Source organism: Pseudoduganella sp. HUAS MS19, assembly GCF_053615455.1.
The window spans coordinates 5,320,967-5,341,871 of the sequence record NZ_CM132133.1 but is presented as its reverse complement, the minus strand read 5'-3'; the positions used below and the strand labels follow the sequence as shown (position 1 = coordinate 5,341,871).

The window sequence follows — 20,905 nt, the reverse complement described above, 5'->3', positions numbered from 1 at the left end:
CAGCATTGTCAGGAAATGCCAAAGCGCCGTCAATGCGGGCGGGTCTCGATTACAGCTTTGTAATCGAAGCGTTGGCCGTCCCGTCATTTTCACCTGGTGTAATGGCGGGGTCAAAACAAGGGAGACAGACCATGAGCCTCGGCATCTGGTTCCGGGAACTAGGCAATGACCTGGCCGACATCGGCGGCGCGTTCAAGGACGTGTGCGTCGACATCGCGGCGGCAGCGCGCAAGATCGCAGGGCACGCTTACAAATGAGCTACAATCGTAAGCATGTATAACACCAAGTTGACCGTACAATCGTGCGGCTCTATAGTTTCGGGATGATCGCAGACTTCCAAGAACTTTCCGACAAAATCGACCGCCTTGCGGAACTCGCGCAAGCCTTGCGCCGGGAGAATTCCCAGTTGCGCCAGGCCAATGCAGCTCTGGTGGCCGACAATCTCGAATACCAGCGCCGCCTGGGTGAGGCGCACGCACGCGTGATGGCGCTGCTCGATAAAATCCCCGCTGCCGAAGCAGACACTCCTGAGGATGCACAATGATCCAAGTCGACGTGACCATCATGGGCCAGCCCTACAAGCTCGCCTGCAAGGCTGACGAAGAACGCGCGCTGCGCGAAGCGGCCAACCTGCTCGACAAAAAGATGAGTGCGATCCGCGATGCCGGCAAGATCAAGGGCAATGACCGCATCGCCGTGATGGCGGCGCTGGGCATGGCGGCCGAATTCCTGGCATCGAAGACTGCCAATGGCGGCCCGTCGATGCTGGAGGTGCAGGAGAAGCTGGGCGCCATGCACAAGGTGCTCGACAACGCGCTGACGCCGCAAGAGAATCTCTTCTAATTCCCAAAAATTGTCTTAAAGGCCTTTCCCGCAAAACGTTTGAGGAGTAAACTTCGTGTCACCCTGCGGTGTTCGAGATTTGCCATATATTCCTTGAACCATTTACACGCATCGGTTGCGGAAATTTGTTCGACGGGCGTGAGCGTCACTTGTCTGATGAACCCGAAGTTGAACTAACTGCAACCACCTTGAACCGTAAGGTTCGGGATGCCGGCATAACGGCACAGGCGGGGCCTCATTCCATACGAAAGCGGTTGCCAGCACCCGAGGGTGCGCAACCGTTTTTTTACGCCCAGAGGAGCGCCATGCAATATTGGTTGATGAAGTCTGAGCCCGACGAAGTCAGCATCGACGATGTGATGTCCGCCAACGGCAAGACGGTGCCCTGGTTCGGAGTGCGCAATTACCAGGCCCGCAATTTCATGCGCGATGCGATGAAGATCGGCGACGGCGTCCTGTTCTACCATTCCTCCTGTCCCGAGCCGGGTATTGCCGGTATTGCCGAAGTGGTCAGCGGGCCTTATCCCGACGCCACGCAGTTCGATCCCAGGAGCCATTACTACGACGCGAAGGCGACGCAGGAGCAGCCGCGCTGGATTTCCGTCGACGTGAAGGGCGTGCGCAAGACGCGCCTTCTGTCGCTGGCGGAGATGCGCACGCTGCCGCAACTGGAAGACATGGCCGTGCTGCAAAAAGGCAGCCGCCTGTCGATCACGCCGGTTACGCCGGCCCAGTGGAAGCATGTGATGGCGCTGCTGAAGGGCGTTTGATGGATTGGAGTCTGATCGGCATCCTGCTCCTGATGGGGGCGGGAGGCGGATACGCGGCGGGTTTGCTGGGGATAGGCGGCGGCATGGTGCTGGTTCCCTTCATCACCATGATCTTCACGGCCAAGGGCTTTCCGCCCGGACTGGTGGTGCATATGGCGATTGCCACTTCGCTGGCGACGATCATGTTTACTTCCCTGTCTTCGGTGCGGGCGCACCACCGGCACGGCGCGGTGCAATGGCGCATCGTGGCCCTGCTGGCGCCGGGCATCGTGATCGGTTCCTGGATCGGGCCTTGGATCGGCAAGCAGCTGGATACTTCGGCGCTGGCGCTGCTGTTCGCGCTGTTCGTGGCGTTCTCCGCGACGCAGATGCTGCGTAACAGGAAAACTTCCGCCGGGCGCGAATTGCCTGGCACGGCGGGCATGTTTGCCGCGGGCGGCGTGATCGGCACCGCGGCGGGACTGGTCGGTGCTGGCGGTGGGTTCATCTCGGTGCCGTTCATGGCGTGGTGTAATGTGCGTATTCACCAGGCGGTGGCAACCAGCGCGGCGCTGGGTTTCCCGATTGCGCTGGCGGGCACCCTGTCGAATATTTACTTTGGCTGGTCAGCGCCGGGCCTGCCGCAGTATTCGCTGGGGTTTATCTATTTGCCTGCGCTGGCCGTGATCGTGGCTGCCAGCGTAGTCATGGCGCCGCTGGGCGCGCGCATGGCGCACAAAATGGACGTGGCTGCGCTCAAGCGCGCCTTTGCCGTGGTGCTGTTCGCACTTGCGGGCTATATGTTTTACCGCGCGTTCGCGTAGCGGACGCGTCGCGGCGCCCCGGCCGCGGCCGGGCATGCCGGGCTGAATGGAGGTTGCGATGCAGGATGCACGGGTCGGATGCTGGGCGCTGTTCAAGGTCTTCTCACACATGGCGATGCAGGGCTTTGGCGGCGTGCTGCCCTTTGCCTACCGCCACCTGGTCGAACGCACGCAGTGGCTGACTGCCGCTGAATTCGGCCAGCTTCTCAGCATCGCCCAGCTCCTGCCCGGCCCCACGATCTGCAATCTCTCCGTCATGGTCGGCCAGCGCTACGCTGGCGTGGCAGGCGGCTTCTCCGCGCTGGCCGGGCTGCTGCTCGGCCCATTCTTCATCGTCATCGCGCTGGGCGCGGCCTACCAGGGACTGGCGCACCAGCCGCTCTTTGTCAATGCCATGCGCGGCATGGCGGCAGCCGCGTCGGGCCTGATCCTCGCGACGGCGCTCAAGCTTGCGGCCGGCATGCTGCGCGGCACCGCCCAGCCCGGACGCCGCGCGGTGCAGCTTGCGCTGCTGGTGGCGGCCTTTGTCGGCCTCGGGGTGGCGAAGGTCGGGCTGATCACGGTGGTCGCCACCCTGGTGCCGGTCGGCTTCCTGCTGTTTGCTTTCGTCTGGAGGAAGCCGTGAACGATGACGTCAAACTGGGCGGCCTGGCCTGGCACCTGGCGGTGCTGTCGCTGACGGCGATCGGCGGCGGCGTGGTGCTGGTGGCTCCGGACGTGCACCATTACGTCTCGGTACAGAACCACTGGCTGACGGACGAGCAGTTCGCCGCCATGTACGCGCTGGCGCAAGCGGCTCCCGGCCCGAACCTGCTGTTCGTGACGCTGATCGGCTGGATGATCAAGGGCTGGCTTGGCGCGGTCGTGGTGACGCTGGCGGCGATCGTGCCTTCGTCCTGTCTGGTGCTGGCGCTGGGGACGGTGATCAACCGTCATGGCGGCGGGGAAGGGCGCTGGGCCGGCGCGCTGCGCGATGCGCTGGCGCCGCTGGCTGCCGGCATGCTGGCCGGCGCCGCGTGGACTTTCCTGAACGTGGCCGGCGCCGGTTGGCGCGGCATCGTGCTGGCGCTGGCCGCCGCAGCGGCGGCCTATGCAAGCAGATTGAATCCCTTGTGGCTGATCGCCTTAGGCGCGCTGGCCGGCGCCGTTGGGCTGGTGTGAACGGTAAGCCCACACCAGCATGATGATGGCGCCGATGATCATCGGCAGCGACAGCATCTGGCCGGAGGTGATCGGCAGTCCGGCCACGGTGATTTCCCAGTCCGGGGTGCGGAACCACTCGGTGAAGAAGCGCGCGCAGCCATACAGCAGCACGTACAGTGCGCCCACTGCCAGGCGCGGACGGGCCTTGCGGGCAAACGGCCACAGGATGCAGAACACCAGGATACCGTCCACCAGCATCTGGTAGATCGCCGAAGGGTGGCGCGGCAGCGGGCCGACGTTCGGGTAGATCATCGCCCATGGCAGGTCAGGATTGCTGACAATGCGTCCCGGCAGTTCGGCGTTGATGAAATTGCCCAGGCGGCCGGCGGCGTAGCCCAGCGGCACCAGCGGTGCGATGAAGTCATACACGTCCAGCAGGTTGCGCTTGCGTTTGCGCGCCCACAGCGCCATGGCGATCAGCACGCCGAGGAAGCCGCCGTGGAAGCTCATGCCGCCTTCCCACACCTTGAACACGCGCAGTGGCGTCAGCAGCATTTCCGGCTGGTAGAAGAACACTTCACCCAGGCGCCCGCCCACGATCACGCCCAGCATGCCGTAGAACAGCATGTCGTCCAGGTCTTCCTTGGTCCAGCCTTGCTTGGCGATGTGCGGCTGCTTGATGCGCACGCGGCCCAGTGCGATGAAGAAGGCAAAGGCCAGCACGTACATCAGGCCGTACCAGTGGATCGCCACAGGCCCCAGATGGATGGCGACCGGATCGGGCATTGGATGCATTAACGCAGGCATTCAGATTCTCTTTCTCATTAATTCCAAAAAGCCGCGCAGCACGGGCGAGGCATTGTCGCGCCGCCAGGCCAGGCCGGTTTCCACCAGCGGCGTGCTCTGGACCAGGGGCAGGTATTCCACGCCCGGCCGGCGCAAATTCGACACGGATTGTGGCACAAGTGCGATACCCATGCCAGCCGATACGAGGCTGACGATGGTCTGCATCTGGATTGCCTCCTGTCCCACCTCGGCGGCGATGCCCGCTTCGCGGAATACCGACAGGATGTCGTCGTACAGTCCCGGCGAGATATGGCGCGGGAAAATGATCAGCGGCAGTCCTGCCAGCTTGCGCAGATCGGCAGCATGCGCCCGCGCCAGGGCTGGCAATCGTGCCGGCGCGGCCAGTACCAGGGGCTCGCGCAACACTGGCAGGTAATCCAGCTCCTGGCGCGCACGGTCGGGCAGGGGAGGAATCAGCAGGCCGGCGTCGACCCGGCCTTCCAGCAGGTCGTCGAGCTGGAGGTCGGAGGTCGCTTCCTTCAGCGCGATTTCGACTTGCGGATACTCGGCGCGGTAAGCGCGCAGGGTGGGCGGCAGCACGCTGTAATCGGCGGAAGACACGAAGGCCAGGGACAGCCGCCCGCTGGCGCCAGTGGCGGCCCGCTGCACCAGCTCCGCCAGCCCGGCCGATTGCTCGAGCAGGCGGCGCGCTTCCGGCAGCAGCGCTTCCCCGGCCGCGGTCAGCGCCACGCCGCGCCGGTTGCGCTGGAACAGCGGCGCGCCCAGCATCTCCTCCAGCGCCATGATGGTTTGCGACAGCGGCGGCTGGGTCATGTGCAGGCGCCGCGCGGCGCGGCCGAAATGCAGCTCCTCGGCGACGGTGGCGAAATAACGCAGCTGGCGAAGTTCGATATTCATTCGCGAAGAATATCACAGCTGTGATTATCATATATTTGACAACTCGCCAGGGGCAAGGCACCCTTGGCTTCTTACTGAGGAGACCCCACCATGCCGCAATACCGTTCCTATACCACCACCCAAGGCCGCAATATGGCAGGCGCGCGCGCCCTGTGGCGCGCCACCGGCATGAAAGATGGTGATTTCAATAAGCCCATCATCGCCGTGGTCAACTCCTTCACTCAGTTCGTGCCTGGCCACGTCCACCTGAAAGACCTTGGCCAACTGGTCGCGCGCGAGATCGAAGCATCCGGCGGCGTGGCCAAGGAATTCAACACCATCGCCGTTGACGACGGCATCGCCATGGGCCACGGCGGCATGCTGTATTCGCTGCCCTCGCGCGACCTGATCGCCGACTCGGTGGAATACATGGTCAACGCGCACTGTGCCGACGCCATGGTCTGCATCTCCAACTGCGACAAGATCACGCCGGGCATGCTGATGGCTGCCATGCGCCTGAACATACCGGCCGTCTTCGTCTCCGGCGGCCCGATGGAAGCGGGCAAGGTGATCAAGGCCGTCAACGGCGGCGAGAAGATTATCAAGCTGGACCTGGTTGACGCCATGATCAAGGCCGGCGACAGCACCGTATCCGATGCCGACGTGGCGGAAATCGAGCGCTCGGCCTGCCCGACCTGCGGCTCCTGTTCCGGCATGTTCACCGCCAATTCGATGAACTGCCTGACCGAAGCGCTGGGCCTGTCCCTGCCGGGCAACGGCACCATCGTCGCCACCCACAGCGACCGCAAGGAGCTGTTCCTGCGTGCCGGCCGCCTGATCGTGGACCTGGCCAAACGCCACTACGAGCAGGACGACTACAGCGTGCTGCCGCGCTCCATCGCCACCAAGGAGGCGTTTGAAAACGCGATGGCGCTCGACGTATCGATGGGCGGCTCCACCAACACCGTGCTGCACCTGCTGGCGGCAGCGCATGAAGCGGGAGTGCCGTTCACCATGGCCGATATCGACCGCATCTCGCGCAAAGTGCCTTGCCTGTGCAAGGTAGCGCCGATGACCGACAAGTTCCACATCGAAGACGTGCACCGCGCGGGCGGCATCATCTCCATCCTCGGCGAGCTGGCGCGCGCCGGCCTGTTGGACACCACCCAGCACACCGTGCACAGCCCGACCATGGGCGAAGCAATCGAGAAATACGACATCAAGCGCAGCGACGACGCGGCCGTGCACCAGCTGTTCCGCGCCGCGCCGGGCGGCGTGCCGACCCAGGTGGCGTTCTCGCAATCCGAACGCTATGCCTCGTCGGACCTGGACCGCAGCACCGGCTGCATCCGCGACCTGGAGCACGCCTACTCGAAAGACGGCGGCCTGGCAGTCCTGTACGGGAACATCGCCGAGAAGGGCTGCATCGTGAAGACTGCCGGCGTGGACGAATCGATCCTCAAATTCAGCGGCAAGGCGCGCGTGTTCGAAAGCCAGGATGCGGCGGTGGAAGGCATCCTGGGCGATACCGTGCACGAAGGCGACGTGGTCATCATTCGTTACGAGGGCCCGAAAGGCGGCCCCGGCATGCAGGAAATGCTGTACCCGACCTCGTACATCAAATCGAAAGGCCTGGGCAAGGCATGCGCCCTGTTCACCGACGGCCGCTTCTCCGGCGGCTCGTCCGGCCTGGTGATCGGCCACGCCTCGCCGGAAGCGGCGGAAGGCGGCGCGATCGGCCTGGTGGAAGAGGGCGACATGATCGACATCGACATCCCATCGCGCACCATCAATCTGCGCGTGACGCCCGAAACGCTGGCGCAACGCCGCGCAGCGATGGACGCCCGCGGCGCCGATGCCTGGAAGCCGGTCAAGCGCGAGCGCCACGTCTCGCAAGCCCTGCAGGCCTACGCCGCACTGACCACCTCCGCCGACCGCGGCGCAGTGCGCGACCTCAGCCAGCTCGCGCGTAAGTAATGAAAAGTCGGGGTCAGCTCCTGACCCTTCCCCTCATATTTTTGTTGTAAACGTTGAAGGAAGCTGTTAACTTTCAATCCCAAAAACGGCGCATGCATGGCTGTGTCACCCCTTTCATTCGTAGCGTCCAAACTGCGAGGGAAAGGAATACGCCATGCATGCACATGCAATCATACAGGGGTTATTGGATCAGGAATGTCCGAACATGCATGCCAAGCGGCGGACATGCTTGGCCAAGGTGGCGACAGCGGCGTTGCATGGTGGCCTAAGTCTGGTGCGCATGGGGAAGAAGCTGGCTTCGGCGACGCAGTTGCGCCATCGCATCAAATGCTGTGATCGGCTGTTGAGTAACCCCCATCTGGCGCAGGAAAAGCATGCCGTGTACCGTGCGCTGGCTCGCCGTGTGATCCGCCAGCCTGGTGTGCAGATTGCTGTGGACTGGTCGGCGGTACGAGACGATAGCAGCATTCAGTTGCTACGGGCAGCAGCCATCGTCAAAGGGCGTGCGTTCACCCTCTATGAGGAAACCCACCCCTGCGCCAAGCTTGGCTCACCGATTGTGCATCAACACTTTCTACAATCGTTGCGCAGCATACTTCCACCGGGCAGCCGGGCCATCATCATCACCGATGCCGGCTTTCGCGCCAGTTGGTTCAAGCTGTTAAACCAGCTCGGATTTGCCTGGGTGGGGAGGATCCGCAATCGCGACATGGTGCGCTGGCACGACAGTCCTGGCTGGGTTGGCTGCAAGACGCTCTATGCACAGGCCAGCGCCCATGCGCGCGACCTGGGCCAATACTTTTACACACGCGCTAATCCTGTCCTGTGCCGGCTTGTGCTGCTGAAACGCCACCCAAAGGGGCGGCGCCGATTGACCAAGATAGGCAAGCCGGCACGCAGCTGCCACAGCAAGAAGAATAGTCGGGGACAACGCGAGCCATGGTTGCTCGCCGTTTCACCCAAGCTCGCCTCACTCAATGCCGAGCAAATCGCCAACATTTACGCTGGCCGCATGCAGATCGAACAAACCTTCCGCGACCTCAAGAACGCGCAGTGGGGAATGGGATTACGCCTTAGTCAGACCCACACATTGCGGCGCTTGGCTATTTTGCTCTTGCTGGGGACATTGCTCACCTACGCACTCTGGCTTATCGGACTCGCCGCTCGCAAAACAGGTTTCAGTGTCGCTTACGGCAGTCGCGCGAAGGCTGCCAGCACTCTGTCAATCCTGTCATTGGCGATGCATTGGATTAATGAGGCCCAACCGCCTTCGATCCATCTGACAGATATCAAACACGCACTTATCGAACTGATATCGATGGTGCGTGTCTGCAAAATATGAGGGGAAGGGTCAGGAGCTGACCCCGACTTTCATCTGCTGTAGGTAACGCGGTATTGGGCCGGGGTGAGGGCGGTCAAGTCCTTGAACATGCGGCGCATGCCTGAGTCGCTGCTGAAGCCCAGTTCGAGGCTGATCGCGGTGGCCGATGCCTTGGTGTAGATCAGGCGCTCGCTGACCTGTTTCAGTTTGATGCGGCGAATGTATGCCGCCGCCGGCATTCCGCTCGCCGCCAGCACCTTGCGCGCCAGCGTCCTTTCCGTGGTATGCAGCAGGGCGGCGACGCGCGGCAGCGTTGCCGCACTTGCGGCCATCTCCTCCACGGCCAGGTGCAGCTTGCGCAGCAGTGCGTCCTGTTGTTCGATCAGGTCGAGCATGTGGAAGGCCAGGTGCGTCCTCTCCTCTGGCCGCGGCAGCACCATCAGCCTTGTCAGCTCGCGATAGGCTTCCTTGCCCAGGCGGGTTTCGATCAAGGCCTGCATGATCGGCAGATAGCCATTGACGCCCGAGGCGGTCGCGTTATGCTCGTTGAATGCCAGCGTGCGTTCGAACTGCCAGCGCACTTTCGGGAAGCGGGCTGCGGCAAATTCCGCCAGCCACCAGGTGATCGTTGCTGCTTGCAGGTCCAGCCGGGAGGTGCCGGCCGTCAGGCATACGCCGGTGCAATAAGACCAGAGCTGCAGGCGGCGCGGCAGTGCGGCAAGTGCGGTGATGAGGCCTGCGTTGGCCGCCAGCGTGCGTGCGGCATGGCCTGATGATTGTCCCCAGAAGCCAGGTACCAGCAGCGCGTCCAGGTCAGCATCGCCAAGCGCCGCGGCGGCATTCAACTGCTGGCCGTGCGCGCAATCGACTTTGCCCGCCCGCGCTGCGACGAGGACCGGTTCGAACAGCGTATTGCCGGCGCGCAGGTTGGCCGCATGCAGCAAGTCCATGGTGCCGAACAGGCCGGCGGGCAGGCAATTGGGGTAGAGCAGCAGGCCGATGCGCATGGCTGGAAATGGATGGATTGTGTCAGATCCTGCCATTGTAGGGCGGGCCGCTCCGGCGCACAATCGCGGCATGAAAATCACTCAACTTCGCAACGCGACGGCCGTGATCGAGTTCGGCCGATACAAAATACTCGTGGACCCCATGCTGGCGCCGAAAGGTGCGCTGCCGCCGCTTAAGCTGCTGGGGGAAAGGACGCGCAACCCGATCGTCGACCTGCCGCCGGTCACGGAATCGATCCTGGAAACGGTGACGCACTGCCTGATCACGCACTGCCAGAAAGGCCACTTCGACCACCTGGACCGCGCTGCCAAGGCTTGGCTGCGGAGCAGGCAGGTCCCCGTCATCTGCACGCCGCATGATGCGGCGCACCTGCGCCAGCGTGGGCTGAATGTGCAGCCGCTGGCGCCAAATCATCACGAGCCGCAGCCTTTCTTCGAAGGCCGCATCAGGACTGTCAACTGCCGCCATGGCAAAGGTCTGGTCAGCCTGATGATGGAGCACGGCGTGGGCTACTTCGTCGAGATGCCCGGTGAGCCCAGCCTGTACCTGTCGGGCGACACCATCCTGACCCGGGAGGTGCGCGATTTCCTGGCGCGGCACCAGCCCGACGTGAGCGTGGTGCCGGCCGGCGGCGCCAGGTTCGACCTGGGCCACGAAATCATCATGGGGATAGGAGAGGTATTGCAGTTCGCCGGCGCCGCCAAGGGCATCATGGTGGCGAACCACCTTGAAGCCCTAAGCCACTGCCCGGTTCAGCGGGCAGCGCTACAGGAGCAGGCGCGAGGCGCAGGCCTGGCCGGCCGCATCGTCGTGCCGGCGGATGGCGAGAGCCTTACTTACGTTTCTTCAGATCGTCGAACGCTTTCTTGACGCGGTCTTTGCGGCGTTGCTCGTCGACGTTGTGGGCCTTGCGCTTGTCGAGGCCCAGCATCGGCTCGATGAACTCGAACCATAAAAAGGCAACGCCCATCGTGCCGGTGATCCACCACCACGACAGTTCAGCGAACTTCCAGATTTCAAAGTACTTCAGTGCCACGAGGGCGATTATCAATAGAATAATGGGCATGGAAAACTCCTTAGTATTCCATCATAGCAATATCCAGCTAACGGTCAACCCATAATACGCAGGGCGCGTTGTGGAGTAGAATTGTGTCAGTTTTTTTCCTGGAGATGAAAATGAAACGTTCCCTGTTGCTTGGTTTCCTGGTCGCCGCGGCTTTCTCGTCGCCGGCCGCTTTCGCAAACGCTGACCTGGCCAAGGCCAAGAACTGCATGGCTTGCCACGCGGTGGCCACTAAGCTGGTTGGCCCGGCATTCAAGGATGTCGCTGCCAAGTACGCCGGCCAGAAAGATGCTGAAGCCAAACTGGCAACTAAAGTGACCAAGGGCGGCTCCGGCGTGTGGGGCGCGGTCCCAATGCCAGCCAATCCGCAGGTGAGCGAGGCCGAAGCCAAGACCCTGGTGAAATGGATACTGACCCAGAAATGATGTGAAAGCAGGACGAAAAAAATGGGGTACGTCCCCATTTTTTTTCGTCCGGTGCTTCTATTTGATCACTTCGATGCGCGTTTTCTTGTCGGCCTTGTAGCCAAACAGTGTCAGTGCGCCATCCTTGATGTCGCCCTTGGCGTCAAAAGCGATGGTGCCGCTGAGACCGTCATGCTTGACCTTCTTCAGGAAGGGCAGGTACTGCGCCGGGTCGGTCGACTTGGCATCTGCCATGGCATGCGCAATCGCCATCGTTGCATCGTAGGCGTACGGGGCGTAAATCTGCACGTCGTAGCCGTAGCGCTTCTTGAAGCGGCCGGCGAATTCGGCCAGCTTCTTCTCCTGCTCCGGCGTGACGCCGCCGGCTTCCGCGCACACCACCACGTCGTCGGCACCGCCCGACAGCTTGGGCATCGCTTCGGTGCAGATGCCGTCGCCGCCCATCAGCTTGGCTTTGATGCCGAGCGCCTTCATCTGGCGCAGCAGCGGGCCGCCCACCGAATCCATGCCGCCGAAGAACACCAGGTCCGGGTTCTTGGCACGGATCGAAGTCAGGATGGCGTTGAAGTCGGTCGATTTGTCGGTGGTGAACTGCTTGTCCACGATCTGCACGCCGGCGCCTTTCTTGGCTTCCTTCAGGAACTCGGCAGCCACGCCCTGGCCGTAGGCGGTGCGGTCATCGATCACCGCGATGCGCTTGGCGCCCAGTTTCTGCGTGGCGTATTTGCCCAGCGAGCTGCCCAGCTTGAAGTCGTTCGCCACGACGCGGAAGGTGGTGTTGAAGCCCTGGTTGGTGTACACCGGGCTGGTGGACGATGCGGAAATCTGCGGGATGCCGGCGTCGTAGTAGATCTTCGACGCAGGAATGGTGGTGCCGGAATTCTGGTGGCCGATCACGCCCTGCACTTTGGCGTCGACCAGTTTTTGCGCTGCCGACGTGCCCTGTTTGGGGTCGCCGGCATCGTCCTCCGATACCATCTCGAACTTGACCGTTTTGCCATTGACCTTGAATCCCTTGGCATTCAAGTCTTCCACCGCCATGCGGACACCGCTCTGGTTATCCTTGCCCAGGTGGGCGGACTGGCCGGACAGCGGGCCGACATAGCCGATCTTGACCACTTCCTGGGCGCCTGCGGCGCCGGCAAAGGCCAAGGCGATGGCAGCGATGATGGTTTTGGTTTGCATTGCACTTTCTCCTGAAACGAAAATGGGCCGCCATGCTGGCTGGCGGCCCACGGGCTCCCCCCCGATAATTCTCGTGTATTACTTAATCACTTCCATCCTGGTCTTGATGCCGCCCTTGTAGGTGAACAGGGTCAGGGCGCCGTCCTTGATATCGCCGAACTGGTCAAATTCGACGGTGCCGGTCACGCCCTGGTGCTTGATCTTGGCCAGCACCGGTAGGTATTTGGCCGGCTCCGACGAATTGGCCTTTTCCATGGCGTCGGCCATGGTCATGATGGCGTCGTACACATACGGCGCGTACAGCTGCACTTCCTGGCCGTACTTCTTCTTGTAGCGGGCGCGGAAGTCGTCCATGTTCTTCTGCATGTCGGCCGTGACGCCGCCCGCTTCGGCGCAAGTGACCACGCCGTCGGCGGCAGCGCCGGCGGACAGGCGGTACAGCGCGTCGGTACAGACGCCGTCGCCGCCCATGAATTTGGCGTTGATGCCCAGCGCCTTCATTTGGCGCAGCAGCGGGCCGCCAACCGAGTCCATGCCGCCGAAGAACACCAGGTCAGGGTTCTTGGATTTGATGTTGGTCAGGATGGCGTTGAAATCGGTGGCGTTGGCGTTGGTGAATTCCTTGCCAACCACTTGCACGCCCGGCAGGGCTTTCTTGGCGCCTTTCACGAATTCGTCGGCCACGCCCTGGCCGTAGGCGGTGCGGTCGTCGATCACGGCGATCTTCTTGGCGCCCAGCTTCTGCACGGCGTAGGCGCCAAGGGTGCCGCCCAGCTTGTTGTCGTTGGCGACAACGCGGAAGGCAGTGTTGAATTTCTGCTTGGTGTACACCGGCGAGGTGGCGGCCGGGGAAATTTGCGGAATGCCGGCGTCATAGTAGATTTTCGAGGCCGGGATGGTGGTGCCGGAATTCAGGTGGCCGATCACGCCCTGGACCTTGGCATCCACCAGTTTCTGGGCTGCGGTGGTGCCTTGTTTCGGGTCGCCGGCGTCGTCTTCGAACTGGACCACGAACTTGACGGGCTTGCCGCCAATCTTGACGCCTTTGGCGGTCAGGTCTTCGACGGCCATGCGGGCGCCGTTTTCCATATCCTTGCCCAGGTGGGAGTTAGGGCCCGACACAGGGGCCACGTGGCCGATCTTGATGGTGTCCTGGGCGTAGGCGTTGCCGGCAAATGCCAGGGCGAGTGCGACAGGGATGAACTTGTTCTTGAACTGCATCGGGGGCTCCAGTCAAAAAGGTCAGATTTGCCAGAGAAAATACAACAAAAACCCCGAATGGCAAAGAGGGAATTATTGCCGGCGGCTGGAATTGGCCTGCAAGTGTGTGATTTCCTGCTGCACGGCGCGGGTGACGATCTTGCCGATGGTGTCGTGCAGGCCGGCGCGAATCTCCGACGTCAGGGTGTGCAAGGCCTGTTCCAGGACCTCGGCCATGCAGTCCTTGATGCGCTGCTCCAGCACGAAATCGACACGGTTCGACAACTGTTGCAGCACCTGTTCGGAGACGCGCTGCTGCAGTGCTGCCCAGTCCTCGTCCAGAAGCATTGCTTCTGCGACCGGCGCCGGCGCGGCGGGCGCTGGCACCTCGTCCTTCATGATTTCGGTCAGGACCGGGATGCTGGCGTCAAAAGGCTGGTTCATGGGCTATTTGCCTACAGTGAGGTGTTTGAGCGGGAAGTCCTGGCGCTTGTAGGCAGCATAGCGCAGGCGGCCCGCCGCCGCATCTTCCTCGGCGGAAGAAATGACTTCGATCAAACGCGGAAAAGCCTCGAACTGGGCCGGTGCGCGGCGCGCCAGGTTGACCAGCAGCCCGGCTTCCGGCAGTTCGGTCGTGTCGCTGTCGGCCAGCACGATGGCGGAATCGGGTGCCAATGGGTCGTTGGCGTGGGCGTGCGGCAGGAAGTCGGTGGCGGAAAAGGTCCACAGGGCCTTGTCCAGCTCCGCCAGCTGCGCCGCATCTTCAGTCATGACGACGATGCGGGGCGTGCTGGCGTAGGCTTTACGCAGCAAGCGGCAGGCGTAGGCAACCTTGTCCGGCACGCCGCTGTGAAAATCAATCTGCGTCATTGTTTCTGCGAAGCGGTTTAAAAGCGGAAGTTCGGCGATGCATTTTGCGGCGTATCGCGGTCACGGCGCGCCTTCTCCGCGGCCGCTGCCGCACGGTCGGCTTCCGCCTTGGCGGCGGCCACCTCATCGGCGCTCGGGCCGCGTGGCGGTGCGGCCGACGTTGGCGGCGGGTTCGAATAGCCCGGCGGCAGCATCTTCACGGTCGGGTAGCCCGCTTCGGTCAGCGCGTTGTCCCAGGTGCCCTGTTCGAAACCGATCTGGCGCGTACGCCCGATCAGCAGGAACGGCACCTGGCCTTCGCTGCCGGCCTTTTTCATGGCTTCAAAGTCCTCGTTGGTCGAAACGGTCTTTTCGCGGTAGGGAATGCCGCGGTTGGCCAGCAAGGTGCGGGCCATATTGCAGCCGGCGCCGCAGTTGGATGTGGTGTACAGCACCACCGGGCGGGCACGCACGACTTCCGCCAGTTCCGATGGCAAGGCGACACCGCCGGCACCGGCGGTGTTGTAATTTTTCACCTCGGCCTTCTTGGCAGTGGTGGGCGGCGGCGTCTCCGTAAAGTGGGTGACGCCTTTTTCGTCCTTCCACTTGTACATCTGGGCGTGCGCCGCGCTGGCAGTCAGCAGCAGCAAAAGCAGGGCAGCGCGTTTCATTGAATCTCTATCTCCTTTAAGCCGCCATGCCGCTGTGGCGCAGCAGGGCGTCGATGGTCGGCTCGCGGCCGCGGAATGCAGTGAACGATTCCAGGGCCGGGCGGGAGCCGCCGACGGCCAGGATCTCTTGCTGGAATCGCTTACCAGTATCGGTGGACAGTTTACCGCCGTCCAGCGCCGCCGCTTCCTCGAAGGCGGCGTAGGCGTCGGCAGACAGTACTTCTGCCCACTTATAGCTATAGTATCCCGCCGCGTAGCCTCCGGCAAAGATATGGCCGAAGGAATGTTGGAAACGGTTGAAACTTGGCGGGATGATAACGGCGAATTTACGCCGCACTTCGTCAATCACGTCCTGCACCGATTTGGCGCCGGAAGGCTGGAAATCGTAGTGCAGCAGCATGTCGAGCAGGGCGAATTCCACCTGGCGCAGGGTCTGCAGGCCGGACTGGAAGTTCTTGGCTGCCAGCATGCGGTCGTACAGGGCGCGCGGCAGCGGCAGGCCGCTTTTCACGTGGGCGCTCATGTGGCTCAGCACATCCCACTCCCAGCAGAAGTTTTCCATGAACTGGGATGGCAGCTCCACCGCATCCCACTCGACGCCGGAGATGCCGGATACCGCCAGCTCTTCGACCTGGGTCAGCATGTGGTGCAGGCCATGGCCGAATTCGTGGAACAGGGTGATCACTTCATCGTGCGTGAACAGCGATGGCTGCGGCACGCCGTCCACCACCAGCGGCTCGGTGAAGTTGCAGGTCAGGTAGGCGACCGGGGTTTGCAGCTCGCCGTTCTTCAGGCGCCGGCCGCGCGCGTCGTCCATCCAGGCGCCGCCGCTCTTGCCCTCGCGGGCGTACAGGTCGAGGTAGAACTGGCCCACCAGCACGCCATCGCGTTCGATGCTGTAGAAACGTACGTCCTTGTGCCACACCGGGGCGCTGTCCGGCCTGATGCTTACGCCGAACAGGGTTTGCACCAGCTTGAACAGGCCGTCCACGACTTTATGCTCGGGGAAGTACTGCTTCACTTCCTGCGCCGAGAAGGAGTACAGGTGCTGCTGCAGCTTTTCGGAGGCGTATGGCAGGTCCCACGACTGCAGGTCGCCGATGCCCAGTTCCTTGCTGGAGTAGGCCTGCAGTTCGGCCAGGTCTTTCTCCGCGAACGGACGGGCGCGCCTGGCCAGGTCCTCCAGGAATTCGATCACCTGTTCCGGCGACTTGGCCATTTTCGGCACCAGCGAGACTTCGGCGAAGTTCTTGTAGCCGAGCAGGTTCGCTTCTTCGGCGCGCAGTTTCAGCAGGGTGGCGATATTGCCGGTGTTGTCCCAGTCTTCGCGCTTGCTGAATGCCTCGCCCAGCTCGGAAGCCTTGGTGGCGTTGGCGCGGTAGACTTTTTCGCGCAGGGCGCGGTTGTCGCAGAACTGCAGGATCGGGTAGTAGGAAGGGAAATGCAGGGTGAAGGCCCAGCCCTGCTTGCCGTCTTTCTCGGCCAGAGCCTTGGCGGCAGCCTTGGAATCGTCCGGCAGGCCGCGCAGTTCGGCCTCGTCTTCGACCAGCAGTTTCCAGTCGTTGGTGGCGTCCAGCACGTTTTCGCTGAAGCGCGTGCTGGTTGCTGCGTGCTCTTCCTGGATGGCGGCGAAGCGTTCTTTCTTATCGGCCGGCAGTTCGGCGCCGCCCATGCGGAAGTCGCGGATCGCGTTGTCGATGATGCGCTGGCGCGCCGGCGACAGGGTGGAGAATTCCGCGCTGGCACGCAGGGCCTTGTATTTGGCGAACAGCGCTTCGTTCTGCGCCAGGGCGGTCCAGAACTCGGTGATTTTCGGCAGGTTTTCATTGTAGGTGGCGCGCAGCTCGGGCGTGTCCACCACGTTGTTCAGGTGACTGACGATGCCCCAGGCACGGCCCAGCAGCTCGGTGGCATTCTCCAGCGGGGTGACGAAGTTATCCCAGGTCACGTTGTCGCCTGGCGTTTCCAGTTGCGCCACGGCGGCGCGGTTTTTCTCCAGCAGGTGCTCGATCGCGGGAGTGACGTGTTCGGGCCTGATCGCATCGAAACGCGGCAAGCCGCTAAAGTCCAGCAGGGGATTGTCAGTCATTCTTAACTCCTCTAAAACCGTAAAAGCGGTGTCTGACCCGCAGGGTCAGACACCGGTATGCCGAAGGCGCTGACCGGGCTACCGGTTTTAAGCGCGTTCCGCCGATTCGATGGTATTCATCAGCAGCATGGTAATCGTCATCGGACCCACGCCACCCGGCACCGGCGTGATATGCGAGGCCACTTCCTTGATGCCCGCAAAGTCCACGTCGCCGCACAGTTTGCCGTTTTCGTCGCGGTTGATGCCCACATCGATCACGATGGCGCCCGGCTTCACCATATCAGCAGTCAGGGTATTGCGGCGGCCAGTTGCAGCCACCACGATATCGGCCTGGCGGGTGTGGTATCCCAGGTCCGAGGTACCACTATGGCAGATGGTGACGGTTGCATTGGCTTGCAAGAGCAGCAGGCCCATTGGTTTACCGACGGTATTGGAACGGCCGATCACGACTGCGTGCTTGCCCTTCAGGTTGACCCCGGTCGATTCGATCAGCTTCATGCAGCCGTATGGGGTGCATGGCAGGAAACCTTCCAGGCCGGTCATCAGCTCACCGGCGCTCAGCACCGAGTAGCCGTCCACGTCCTTGGTGGTGGCGATGGCTTCGATAACCTTGTGCGGGTCGATATGCTTTGGCAGCGGCATCTGCACCAGGATGCCGTGGATGCCCGGATCGGCATTCAGGGTGGCGATGCGGTCGAGCAGTGCCTGCTCGGTCATATCTGCTGCATACTGCTCTTTGACGGAACGGATGCCGGCATCTTCGCAAGCCTTGACCTTGTTGCGCACGTAGACGTGGCTGGCCGGGTCGTCGCCCACCAGGATCACGGCCAGGCCAGGCTGTTTGCCCTTGGCGGTCAGTGCGGCGGCGCGGGAAGCGATTTCGGCGCGCAGTTTTTGGGAGAGCGCTACTCCGTCGATCAGTTGTGCAGACATGATTGCATGGTGGGTGGAATGGAAAGTCGCCATTATAAATGGTGGCGGCCTTGTGCTGCACTGCACATGATTGTAAGCTTATCAACAAATGATCTCCCACCAGTTCCTGATTGACGCCCAGCTGCGTCCCGACAAGGCTCCCGATTTCTCGGCTTATCCGTTCTGCCTGCCCGCCGTGCGGCACCTCGGCCGTCTCGAGTTCGACCCGGCGGTGACCTTCATCGTCGGTGAAAACGGCTCGGGAAAATCGACTTTGCTGGAAGGTTTGGCCGTCGCGCTGGGCTTCAATGCGGAAGGCGGCAGCAGCAATTTCAACTTTGGGACCCGTAACTCGCACTCCTGCCTGCATGAATACCTGCGGGTTGCACGCGGTGTGCGCAAGCCGCGGACCGACTACTTCCTGCGTGCGGAAAGCTTCTTCAACGTCGCTACTGAGATCGAAAACCTGGACCGCATTCCCGCTCCCGCGCCGCCCATCATCGACTCTTACGGCGGCCGTTCGCTGCACGGGCAGTCGCATGGCGAATCGTTCCTCGCACTGCTGGAAAAACGGTTTGGCGGCAAAGGCCTGTACATCCTAGACGAGCCGGAGGCGGCGCTGTCGCCGCAGCGCCAACTGCGTGCATTGAAGCGCATCCATGAGCTGGTGCAGCAAGGGTCGCAGTTCGTGATTGCGACCCATTCGCCGATCCTGATGGCCTATTCTGAAGCGTCGATCTTCGTCTGCACGCCCGACGGCATCCGCCAGCGCGCCTACGAAGACACCGAGCACTACGAAGTCATGCACGACTTCATGGCCAATCCGCGGGGCATGCTCAAGAATCTGCTAGAGACTCCGAAAGAACCCTGAACCGCACGCGTGGAACGGCGAAGCAGAGTGGTGTGCCGGCGTCGGTGCCAGCCATCGGGCATGTCACCGCCTGCGCCTCCAGCGGCAGCACCTCATCGAGCGGAATCGGCAGGCTGATTTCCGATTCCACCATGCGCCCCAGGCCGGGAACCTCGATCATGGCCGTGTGCTGGCATGCAAGGAAGCTGACCGCCTGGTCCCAGCTGGCGAAGGCGTGCGCCAGGCCGCTTGGCAGCTCACGCCGCGCCGAGACCCGGGTGCGCGCCCCCAGCAGCGGGGCGCTGCCGGCGCCGGGCTCGATGACGGTGGCGTATTCCTCGCCATCGCGGACGTGTGTGAAGTGCGATGGCAGGTGCGTCGGCAGGATATCGCTGAAGATGCGGGTGCCGAGCGCGTGCAGTGTGCTATCCATCATATTGCGCACGAAATACACCTTTCCCGGCTCTTCCAGGTAGAAGCGCCAGTTGCTTTGCAAGGGCGATGGCAGCAGGCGTCGCGCCGGCCCTGCCAGCGCCGGGCCAAAATGCCCATGGCGATAGGTCAGGATGCTGAACGGCGTAAGGCCATTGCGCTGCCATAAACGCACGCGCGCAGGCACCATGGCCTGCGCTGTCGCTGCATCCATCATCCAGGTCAGGTAGACGACATCGCGCACGTCGCTCTCAAGTGTCAGGAACGGCAGGCGCGACAACACGGCCCGGCGGGCGGTTGCGATGCGGCGGGAATTGGCAAGGCGTGCGAGCAAGCGGCCGGGAAGGCCCGGTTTCGGGTGGACAAATTCGTTAGTCATATCGCACTATCATATGCGAATGCGTATAAAGAAGACAGCGATCCTCCTGGACGCTGCATGCGGGCCCTGCGCCTGGGGTGTCAGCTTGGCAGGGAATAGCGGGGCAGGCTGATTGACAATGTGAAGGGCGCGGCTTCTCCGTCGCGCAGCTCCAGCTTGCCCTTGATGCCGGCGACCAGCTGGCGTGCCACCGCCAGGGCCGGATGCTGGGCCAGGGAATTGTCTGGGCAGCTCGGGCACAGGATATCGATCAGGATGCGCTTGCCGCTGGCATAAGCGTGCATCTGGATCTGTTCGCCGACATGGCTGAACTGGAAGGCGGCCTGCAGCAATCCTGCCAGGGCCGCTTGCAGGTAGTCGCGGCCACCCTTGACCGCGAGGCTGGAATCGACAGCCGACAAGGTCAGCTTGAGTGACAGGCTGGCTGCCGCAGGCTCAATGGTTTGCTGCAGTAACTCCATGAATTGGCGCAGCGAAAACAGGTCCAGCAAATCCCGCGAGGCATCCTTGTTTCCGGCGTATTGCAGCATGTCTTCGACCAGGCGGCCCAGGCTTTGCAGGCTGCGCTCCAGGATGGCCCCGGTGGTGCCGCCCAGCGTCAGCTCGCGCGTCTTGATTGCCGCCACAGCCAGGGTGGCCGTGCCAAGCTGGTTGCGCAATTCATTCGCTACCGCCCCAAGTCTCTGGCTTTCATCGCTGGACTGGCTGTTGGCCTGTCCCATGTCATGATGATAGCTGAACTCGGTCACCGCGCTGGCGACGGCGTTGTCCAGGCAGCGGTTCAACAGGCGGTACTCGGGCACCTCGAAGCTCATGCTTTGCTCGATGGCCAGTTCCACGATCGCGTGGCACATGTCGCCGTAGCTGTGCACCACGTCATTGACGCTGAAACCGAGGTTTTCCATCGACTTGCCGTGCCGGGTGGCCGCTGTGCCGATATCGTAGTGGGTCGGCACGCCGATCGTGCTGCCCGAGACCCCTTCGCTGGCGCGCTCGCCAAGCGACGACTGCTCGATCTTGAGCGACTCAATCAACTGGTCGAGGAAAGTGCTGATGGCCTCGTCGGTGCGTTCGTCTGAACTGACCTGGGTGCGCGCTTCCCGGAATTTCTTGCAGCGCTCGAGTAGCGAGTCGCGGTTGCTTGAGATGAATTCATACAGCATGGCGCTCCTCCCGCTTATTCAATGTCAGGCTATTCGCGGTCGACGGGCGCACGATTGAGGTGGCTCAATTCCTGTTGATTTCATAATGCGAAATCAATTTCCGTAATTTGAAAAACAAAGGATTCACTGATAGAATCCT

At 62.3% G+C, this 20,905-nt stretch carries 25 protein-coding genes and 1 other RNA gene; 13 read left to right on the top strand and 13 right to left on the bottom strand.

Annotated features, from left to right (window positions below):
- Positions 1–131: 131 nt before the first annotated feature.
- From ACWBU6_RS24525 to ACWBU6_RS24490, 8 genes are all read left to right on the top strand, one after another.
- The gene (locus tag ACWBU6_RS24525) at positions 132–257 is read left to right on the top strand and encodes a hypothetical protein (protein ID WP_452645941.1); all 126 of its coding nucleotides are present in this window, start codon (positions 132–134) and stop codon (positions 255–257) included.
- A 65-nt stretch (positions 258–322) separates the two neighbouring features.
- The gene (locus ACWBU6_RS24520; RefSeq protein ID WP_057260584.1) at positions 323–544 is read left to right on the top strand and encodes a hypothetical protein; all 222 of its coding nucleotides are present in this window, start codon (positions 323–325) and stop codon (positions 542–544) included.
- Positions 541–843, top strand: a complete 303-nt coding sequence (locus ACWBU6_RS24515) for a cell division protein ZapA (RefSeq protein ID WP_452645940.1) — start codon at positions 541–543, stop codon at positions 841–843. The genes ACWBU6_RS24520 and ACWBU6_RS24515 overlap by 4 nt, the downstream gene beginning before the upstream one ends.
- Before the next feature lie 57 nt (positions 844–900).
- Positions 901–1,081: non-coding RNA, 6S RNA (gene ssrS, locus ACWBU6_RS24510), on the top strand.
- A 67-nt stretch (positions 1,082–1,148) separates the two neighbouring features.
- Positions 1,149–1,613 (top strand): EVE domain-containing protein, encoded by a 465-nt coding sequence (locus ACWBU6_RS24505; protein WP_452645939.1) that lies wholly within the window; start codon positions 1,149–1,151, stop codon positions 1,611–1,613.
- Entirely contained in the window at positions 1,613–2,416 is an 804-nt protein-coding gene (locus ACWBU6_RS24500; protein ID WP_452645938.1) for a sulfite exporter TauE/SafE family protein, read from the top strand. The genes ACWBU6_RS24505 and ACWBU6_RS24500 overlap by 1 nt, the downstream gene beginning before the upstream one ends.
- Positions 2,417–2,474: 58 nt before the next feature.
- On the top strand, positions 2,475–3,041 hold the full coding sequence (locus tag ACWBU6_RS24495; protein ID WP_452645937.1) for a chromate transporter: 567 nt from the start codon (positions 2,475–2,477) through the stop codon (positions 3,039–3,041).
- Entirely contained in the window at positions 3,038–3,577 is a 540-nt protein-coding gene (locus ACWBU6_RS24490) for a chromate transporter (RefSeq protein WP_452645936.1), read from the top strand. The genes ACWBU6_RS24495 and ACWBU6_RS24490 overlap by 4 nt, the downstream gene beginning before the upstream one ends.
- Here ACWBU6_RS24490 and lgt read toward each other — a convergent pair.
- Positions 3,542–4,366, bottom strand: a complete 825-nt coding sequence (gene lgt, locus ACWBU6_RS24485; RefSeq protein WP_452645935.1) for a prolipoprotein diacylglyceryl transferase — start codon at positions 4,364–4,366, stop codon at positions 3,542–3,544. The genes ACWBU6_RS24490 and lgt overlap by 36 nt on opposite strands.
- Positions 4,367–5,263 (bottom strand): LysR family transcriptional regulator, encoded by an 897-nt coding sequence (locus ACWBU6_RS24480; RefSeq protein WP_452645934.1) that lies wholly within the window; start codon positions 5,261–5,263, stop codon positions 4,367–4,369.
- A gap of 90 nt (positions 5,264–5,353) precedes the next feature.
- On the opposite strand from ACWBU6_RS24480, the gene ilvD reads away from it, so the two are divergent.
- Both ilvD and ACWBU6_RS24470 read left to right on the top strand, forming a co-directional pair.
- Positions 5,354–7,219: a dihydroxy-acid dehydratase gene (ilvD, locus tag ACWBU6_RS24475; protein ID WP_452645933.1), complete on the top strand. Its 1,866-nt coding sequence runs from the start codon at positions 5,354–5,356 to the stop codon at positions 7,217–7,219.
- A 154-nt stretch (positions 7,220–7,373) separates the two neighbouring features.
- Entirely contained in the window at positions 7,374–8,561 is a 1,188-nt protein-coding gene (locus tag ACWBU6_RS24470) for an IS4 family transposase (protein ID WP_452644803.1), read from the top strand.
- Between the two features lie 29 nt (positions 8,562–8,590).
- Here the strand turns inward: ACWBU6_RS24470 and ACWBU6_RS24465 are convergent, their stop codons facing one another.
- Entirely contained in the window at positions 8,591–9,583 is a 993-nt protein-coding gene (locus tag ACWBU6_RS24465; RefSeq protein ID WP_452645932.1) for a helix-turn-helix domain-containing protein, read from the bottom strand.
- Between the two features lie 34 nt (positions 9,584–9,617).
- On the opposite strand from ACWBU6_RS24465, the gene ACWBU6_RS24460 reads away from it, so the two are divergent.
- Entirely contained in the window at positions 9,618–10,418 is an 801-nt protein-coding gene (locus tag ACWBU6_RS24460) for an MBL fold metallo-hydrolase (RefSeq protein ID WP_452645931.1), read from the top strand.
- Here the strand turns inward: ACWBU6_RS24460 and ACWBU6_RS24455 are convergent.
- Entirely contained in the window at positions 10,381–10,614 is a 234-nt protein-coding gene (locus tag ACWBU6_RS24455) for a TIGR04438 family Trp-rich protein (RefSeq protein WP_452645930.1), read from the bottom strand. The genes ACWBU6_RS24460 and ACWBU6_RS24455 overlap by 38 nt on opposite strands.
- Before the next feature lie 110 nt (positions 10,615–10,724).
- On the opposite strand from ACWBU6_RS24455, the gene ACWBU6_RS24450 reads away from it, so the two are divergent.
- Positions 10,725–11,036: a c-type cytochrome gene (locus tag ACWBU6_RS24450; RefSeq protein WP_452645929.1), complete on the top strand. Its 312-nt coding sequence runs from the start codon at positions 10,725–10,727 to the stop codon at positions 11,034–11,036.
- Between the two features lie 57 nt (positions 11,037–11,093).
- Here ACWBU6_RS24450 and ACWBU6_RS24445 read toward each other — a convergent pair whose 3' ends face one another.
- The 7 genes from ACWBU6_RS24445 to folD form a co-directional block, all read right to left on the bottom strand.
- Complete coding sequence (locus ACWBU6_RS24445; protein WP_452645928.1) at positions 11,094–12,221, bottom strand: branched-chain amino acid ABC transporter substrate-binding protein; 1,128 nt, start codon at positions 12,219–12,221, stop codon at positions 11,094–11,096.
- 78 nt (positions 12,222–12,299) lie between these two features.
- Complete coding sequence (locus ACWBU6_RS24440; RefSeq protein WP_452645927.1) at positions 12,300–13,442, bottom strand: branched-chain amino acid ABC transporter substrate-binding protein; 1,143 nt, start codon at positions 13,440–13,442, stop codon at positions 12,300–12,302.
- A 72-nt stretch (positions 13,443–13,514) separates the two neighbouring features.
- Positions 13,515–13,865: a hypothetical protein gene (locus ACWBU6_RS24435; RefSeq protein WP_452645926.1), complete on the bottom strand. Its 351-nt coding sequence runs from the start codon at positions 13,863–13,865 to the stop codon at positions 13,515–13,517.
- Between the two features lie 3 nt (positions 13,866–13,868).
- Complete coding sequence (locus tag ACWBU6_RS24430) at positions 13,869–14,291, bottom strand: DNA polymerase III subunit chi (protein ID WP_452645925.1); 423 nt, start codon at positions 14,289–14,291, stop codon at positions 13,869–13,871.
- Positions 14,292–14,308: 17 nt separating this feature from the next.
- Positions 14,309–14,941, bottom strand: a complete 633-nt coding sequence (locus ACWBU6_RS24425; protein ID WP_452645924.1) for a glutaredoxin family protein — start codon at positions 14,939–14,941, stop codon at positions 14,309–14,311.
- Positions 14,942–14,957: 16 nt separating this feature from the next.
- Positions 14,958–17,030, bottom strand: coding sequence for a M3 family metallopeptidase (locus ACWBU6_RS24420; RefSeq protein WP_452645923.1), 2,073 nt, complete (start codon positions 17,028–17,030; stop codon positions 14,958–14,960).
- Positions 17,031–17,117: 87 nt separating this feature from the next.
- A complete protein-coding gene (folD, locus tag ACWBU6_RS24415; protein WP_452645922.1) occupies positions 17,118–17,963 on the bottom strand; it encodes a bifunctional methylenetetrahydrofolate dehydrogenase/methenyltetrahydrofolate cyclohydrolase FolD in 846 nt (281 codons plus the stop codon).
- 88 nt (positions 17,964–18,051) lie between these two features.
- On the opposite strand from folD, the gene ACWBU6_RS24410 reads away from it, so the two are divergent.
- On the top strand, positions 18,052–18,813 hold the full coding sequence (locus tag ACWBU6_RS24410) for an AAA family ATPase (RefSeq protein ID WP_452645921.1): 762 nt from the start codon (positions 18,052–18,054) through the stop codon (positions 18,811–18,813).
- On the opposite strand, the gene ACWBU6_RS24405 is transcribed toward ACWBU6_RS24410, so the two are convergent.
- Together ACWBU6_RS24405 and ACWBU6_RS24400 are read right to left on the bottom strand one after the other, a co-directional pair.
- Complete coding sequence (locus ACWBU6_RS24405) at positions 18,779–19,603, bottom strand: DUF2071 domain-containing protein (RefSeq protein ID WP_452645920.1); 825 nt, start codon at positions 19,601–19,603, stop codon at positions 18,779–18,781. The two genes, ACWBU6_RS24410 and ACWBU6_RS24405, sit on opposite strands and share 35 nt — an antisense overlap.
- A gap of 80 nt (positions 19,604–19,683) precedes the next feature.
- Positions 19,684–20,766, bottom strand: a complete 1,083-nt coding sequence (locus tag ACWBU6_RS24400; RefSeq protein WP_452645919.1) for a sensor histidine kinase — start codon at positions 20,764–20,766, stop codon at positions 19,684–19,686.
- Positions 20,767–20,905 lie beyond the last annotated feature (139 nt).

Bases quoted from the DNA above. Each gene is read 5' to 3' on its own strand.
- ACWBU6_RS24525 (WP_452645941.1), top strand. From the start codon at position 132: ATGAGCCTCGGCATCTGGTTCCGGGAACTAGGCAATGACCTGGCCGAC.
- ACWBU6_RS24520 (WP_057260584.1), top strand. From the start codon at position 323: ATGATCGCAGACTTCCAAGAACTTTCCGACAAAATCGACCGCCTTGCG.
- ACWBU6_RS24515 (WP_452645940.1), top strand. From the start codon at position 541: ATGATCCAAGTCGACGTGACCATCATGGGCCAGCCCTACAAGCTCGCC.
- ACWBU6_RS24505 (WP_452645939.1), top strand. From the start codon at position 1,149: ATGCAATATTGGTTGATGAAGTCTGAGCCCGACGAAGTCAGCATCGAC.
- ACWBU6_RS24500 (WP_452645938.1), top strand. From the start codon at position 1,613: ATGGATTGGAGTCTGATCGGCATCCTGCTCCTGATGGGGGCGGGAGGC.
- ACWBU6_RS24495 (WP_452645937.1), top strand. From the start codon at position 2,475: ATGCAGGATGCACGGGTCGGATGCTGGGCGCTGTTCAAGGTCTTCTCA.
- lgt (WP_452645935.1), bottom strand. From the start codon at position 4,366: ATGCCTGCGTTAATGCATCCAATGCCCGATCCGGTCGCCATCCATCTG.
- ACWBU6_RS24480 (WP_452645934.1), bottom strand. From the start codon at position 5,263: ATGAATATCGAACTTCGCCAGCTGCGTTATTTCGCCACCGTCGCCGAG.
- ilvD (WP_452645933.1), top strand. From the start codon at position 5,354: ATGCCGCAATACCGTTCCTATACCACCACCCAAGGCCGCAATATGGCA.
- ACWBU6_RS24470 (WP_452644803.1), top strand. From the start codon at position 7,374: ATGCATGCACATGCAATCATACAGGGGTTATTGGATCAGGAATGTCCG.
- ACWBU6_RS24465 (WP_452645932.1), bottom strand. From the start codon at position 9,583: ATGGCAGGATCTGACACAATCCATCCATTTCCAGCCATGCGCATCGGC.
- ACWBU6_RS24460 (WP_452645931.1), top strand. From the start codon at position 9,618: ATGAAAATCACTCAACTTCGCAACGCGACGGCCGTGATCGAGTTCGGC.
- ACWBU6_RS24455 (WP_452645930.1), bottom strand. From the start codon at position 10,614: ATGCCCATTATTCTATTGATAATCGCCCTCGTGGCACTGAAGTACTTT.
- ACWBU6_RS24450 (WP_452645929.1), top strand. From the start codon at position 10,725: ATGAAACGTTCCCTGTTGCTTGGTTTCCTGGTCGCCGCGGCTTTCTCG.
- ACWBU6_RS24445 (WP_452645928.1), bottom strand. From the start codon at position 12,221: ATGCAAACCAAAACCATCATCGCTGCCATCGCCTTGGCCTTTGCCGGC.
- ACWBU6_RS24440 (WP_452645927.1), bottom strand. From the start codon at position 13,442: ATGCAGTTCAAGAACAAGTTCATCCCTGTCGCACTCGCCCTGGCATTT.
- ACWBU6_RS24435 (WP_452645926.1), bottom strand. From the start codon at position 13,865: ATGAACCAGCCTTTTGACGCCAGCATCCCGGTCCTGACCGAAATCATG.
- ACWBU6_RS24430 (WP_452645925.1), bottom strand. From the start codon at position 14,291: ATGACGCAGATTGATTTTCACAGCGGCGTGCCGGACAAGGTTGCCTAC.
- ACWBU6_RS24425 (WP_452645924.1), bottom strand. From the start codon at position 14,941: ATGAAACGCGCTGCCCTGCTTTTGCTGCTGCTGACTGCCAGCGCGGCG.
- ACWBU6_RS24420 (WP_452645923.1), bottom strand. From the start codon at position 17,030: ATGACTGACAATCCCCTGCTGGACTTTAGCGGCTTGCCGCGTTTCGAT.
- folD (WP_452645922.1), bottom strand. From the start codon at position 17,963: ATGTCTGCACAACTGATCGACGGAGTAGCGCTCTCCCAAAAACTGCGC.
- ACWBU6_RS24410 (WP_452645921.1), top strand. From the start codon at position 18,052: ATGATCTCCCACCAGTTCCTGATTGACGCCCAGCTGCGTCCCGACAAG.
- ACWBU6_RS24405 (WP_452645920.1), bottom strand. From the start codon at position 19,603: ATGACTAACGAATTTGTCCACCCGAAACCGGGCCTTCCCGGCCGCTTG.
- ACWBU6_RS24400 (WP_452645919.1), bottom strand. From the start codon at position 20,766: ATGCTGTATGAATTCATCTCAAGCAACCGCGACTCGCTACTCGAGCGC.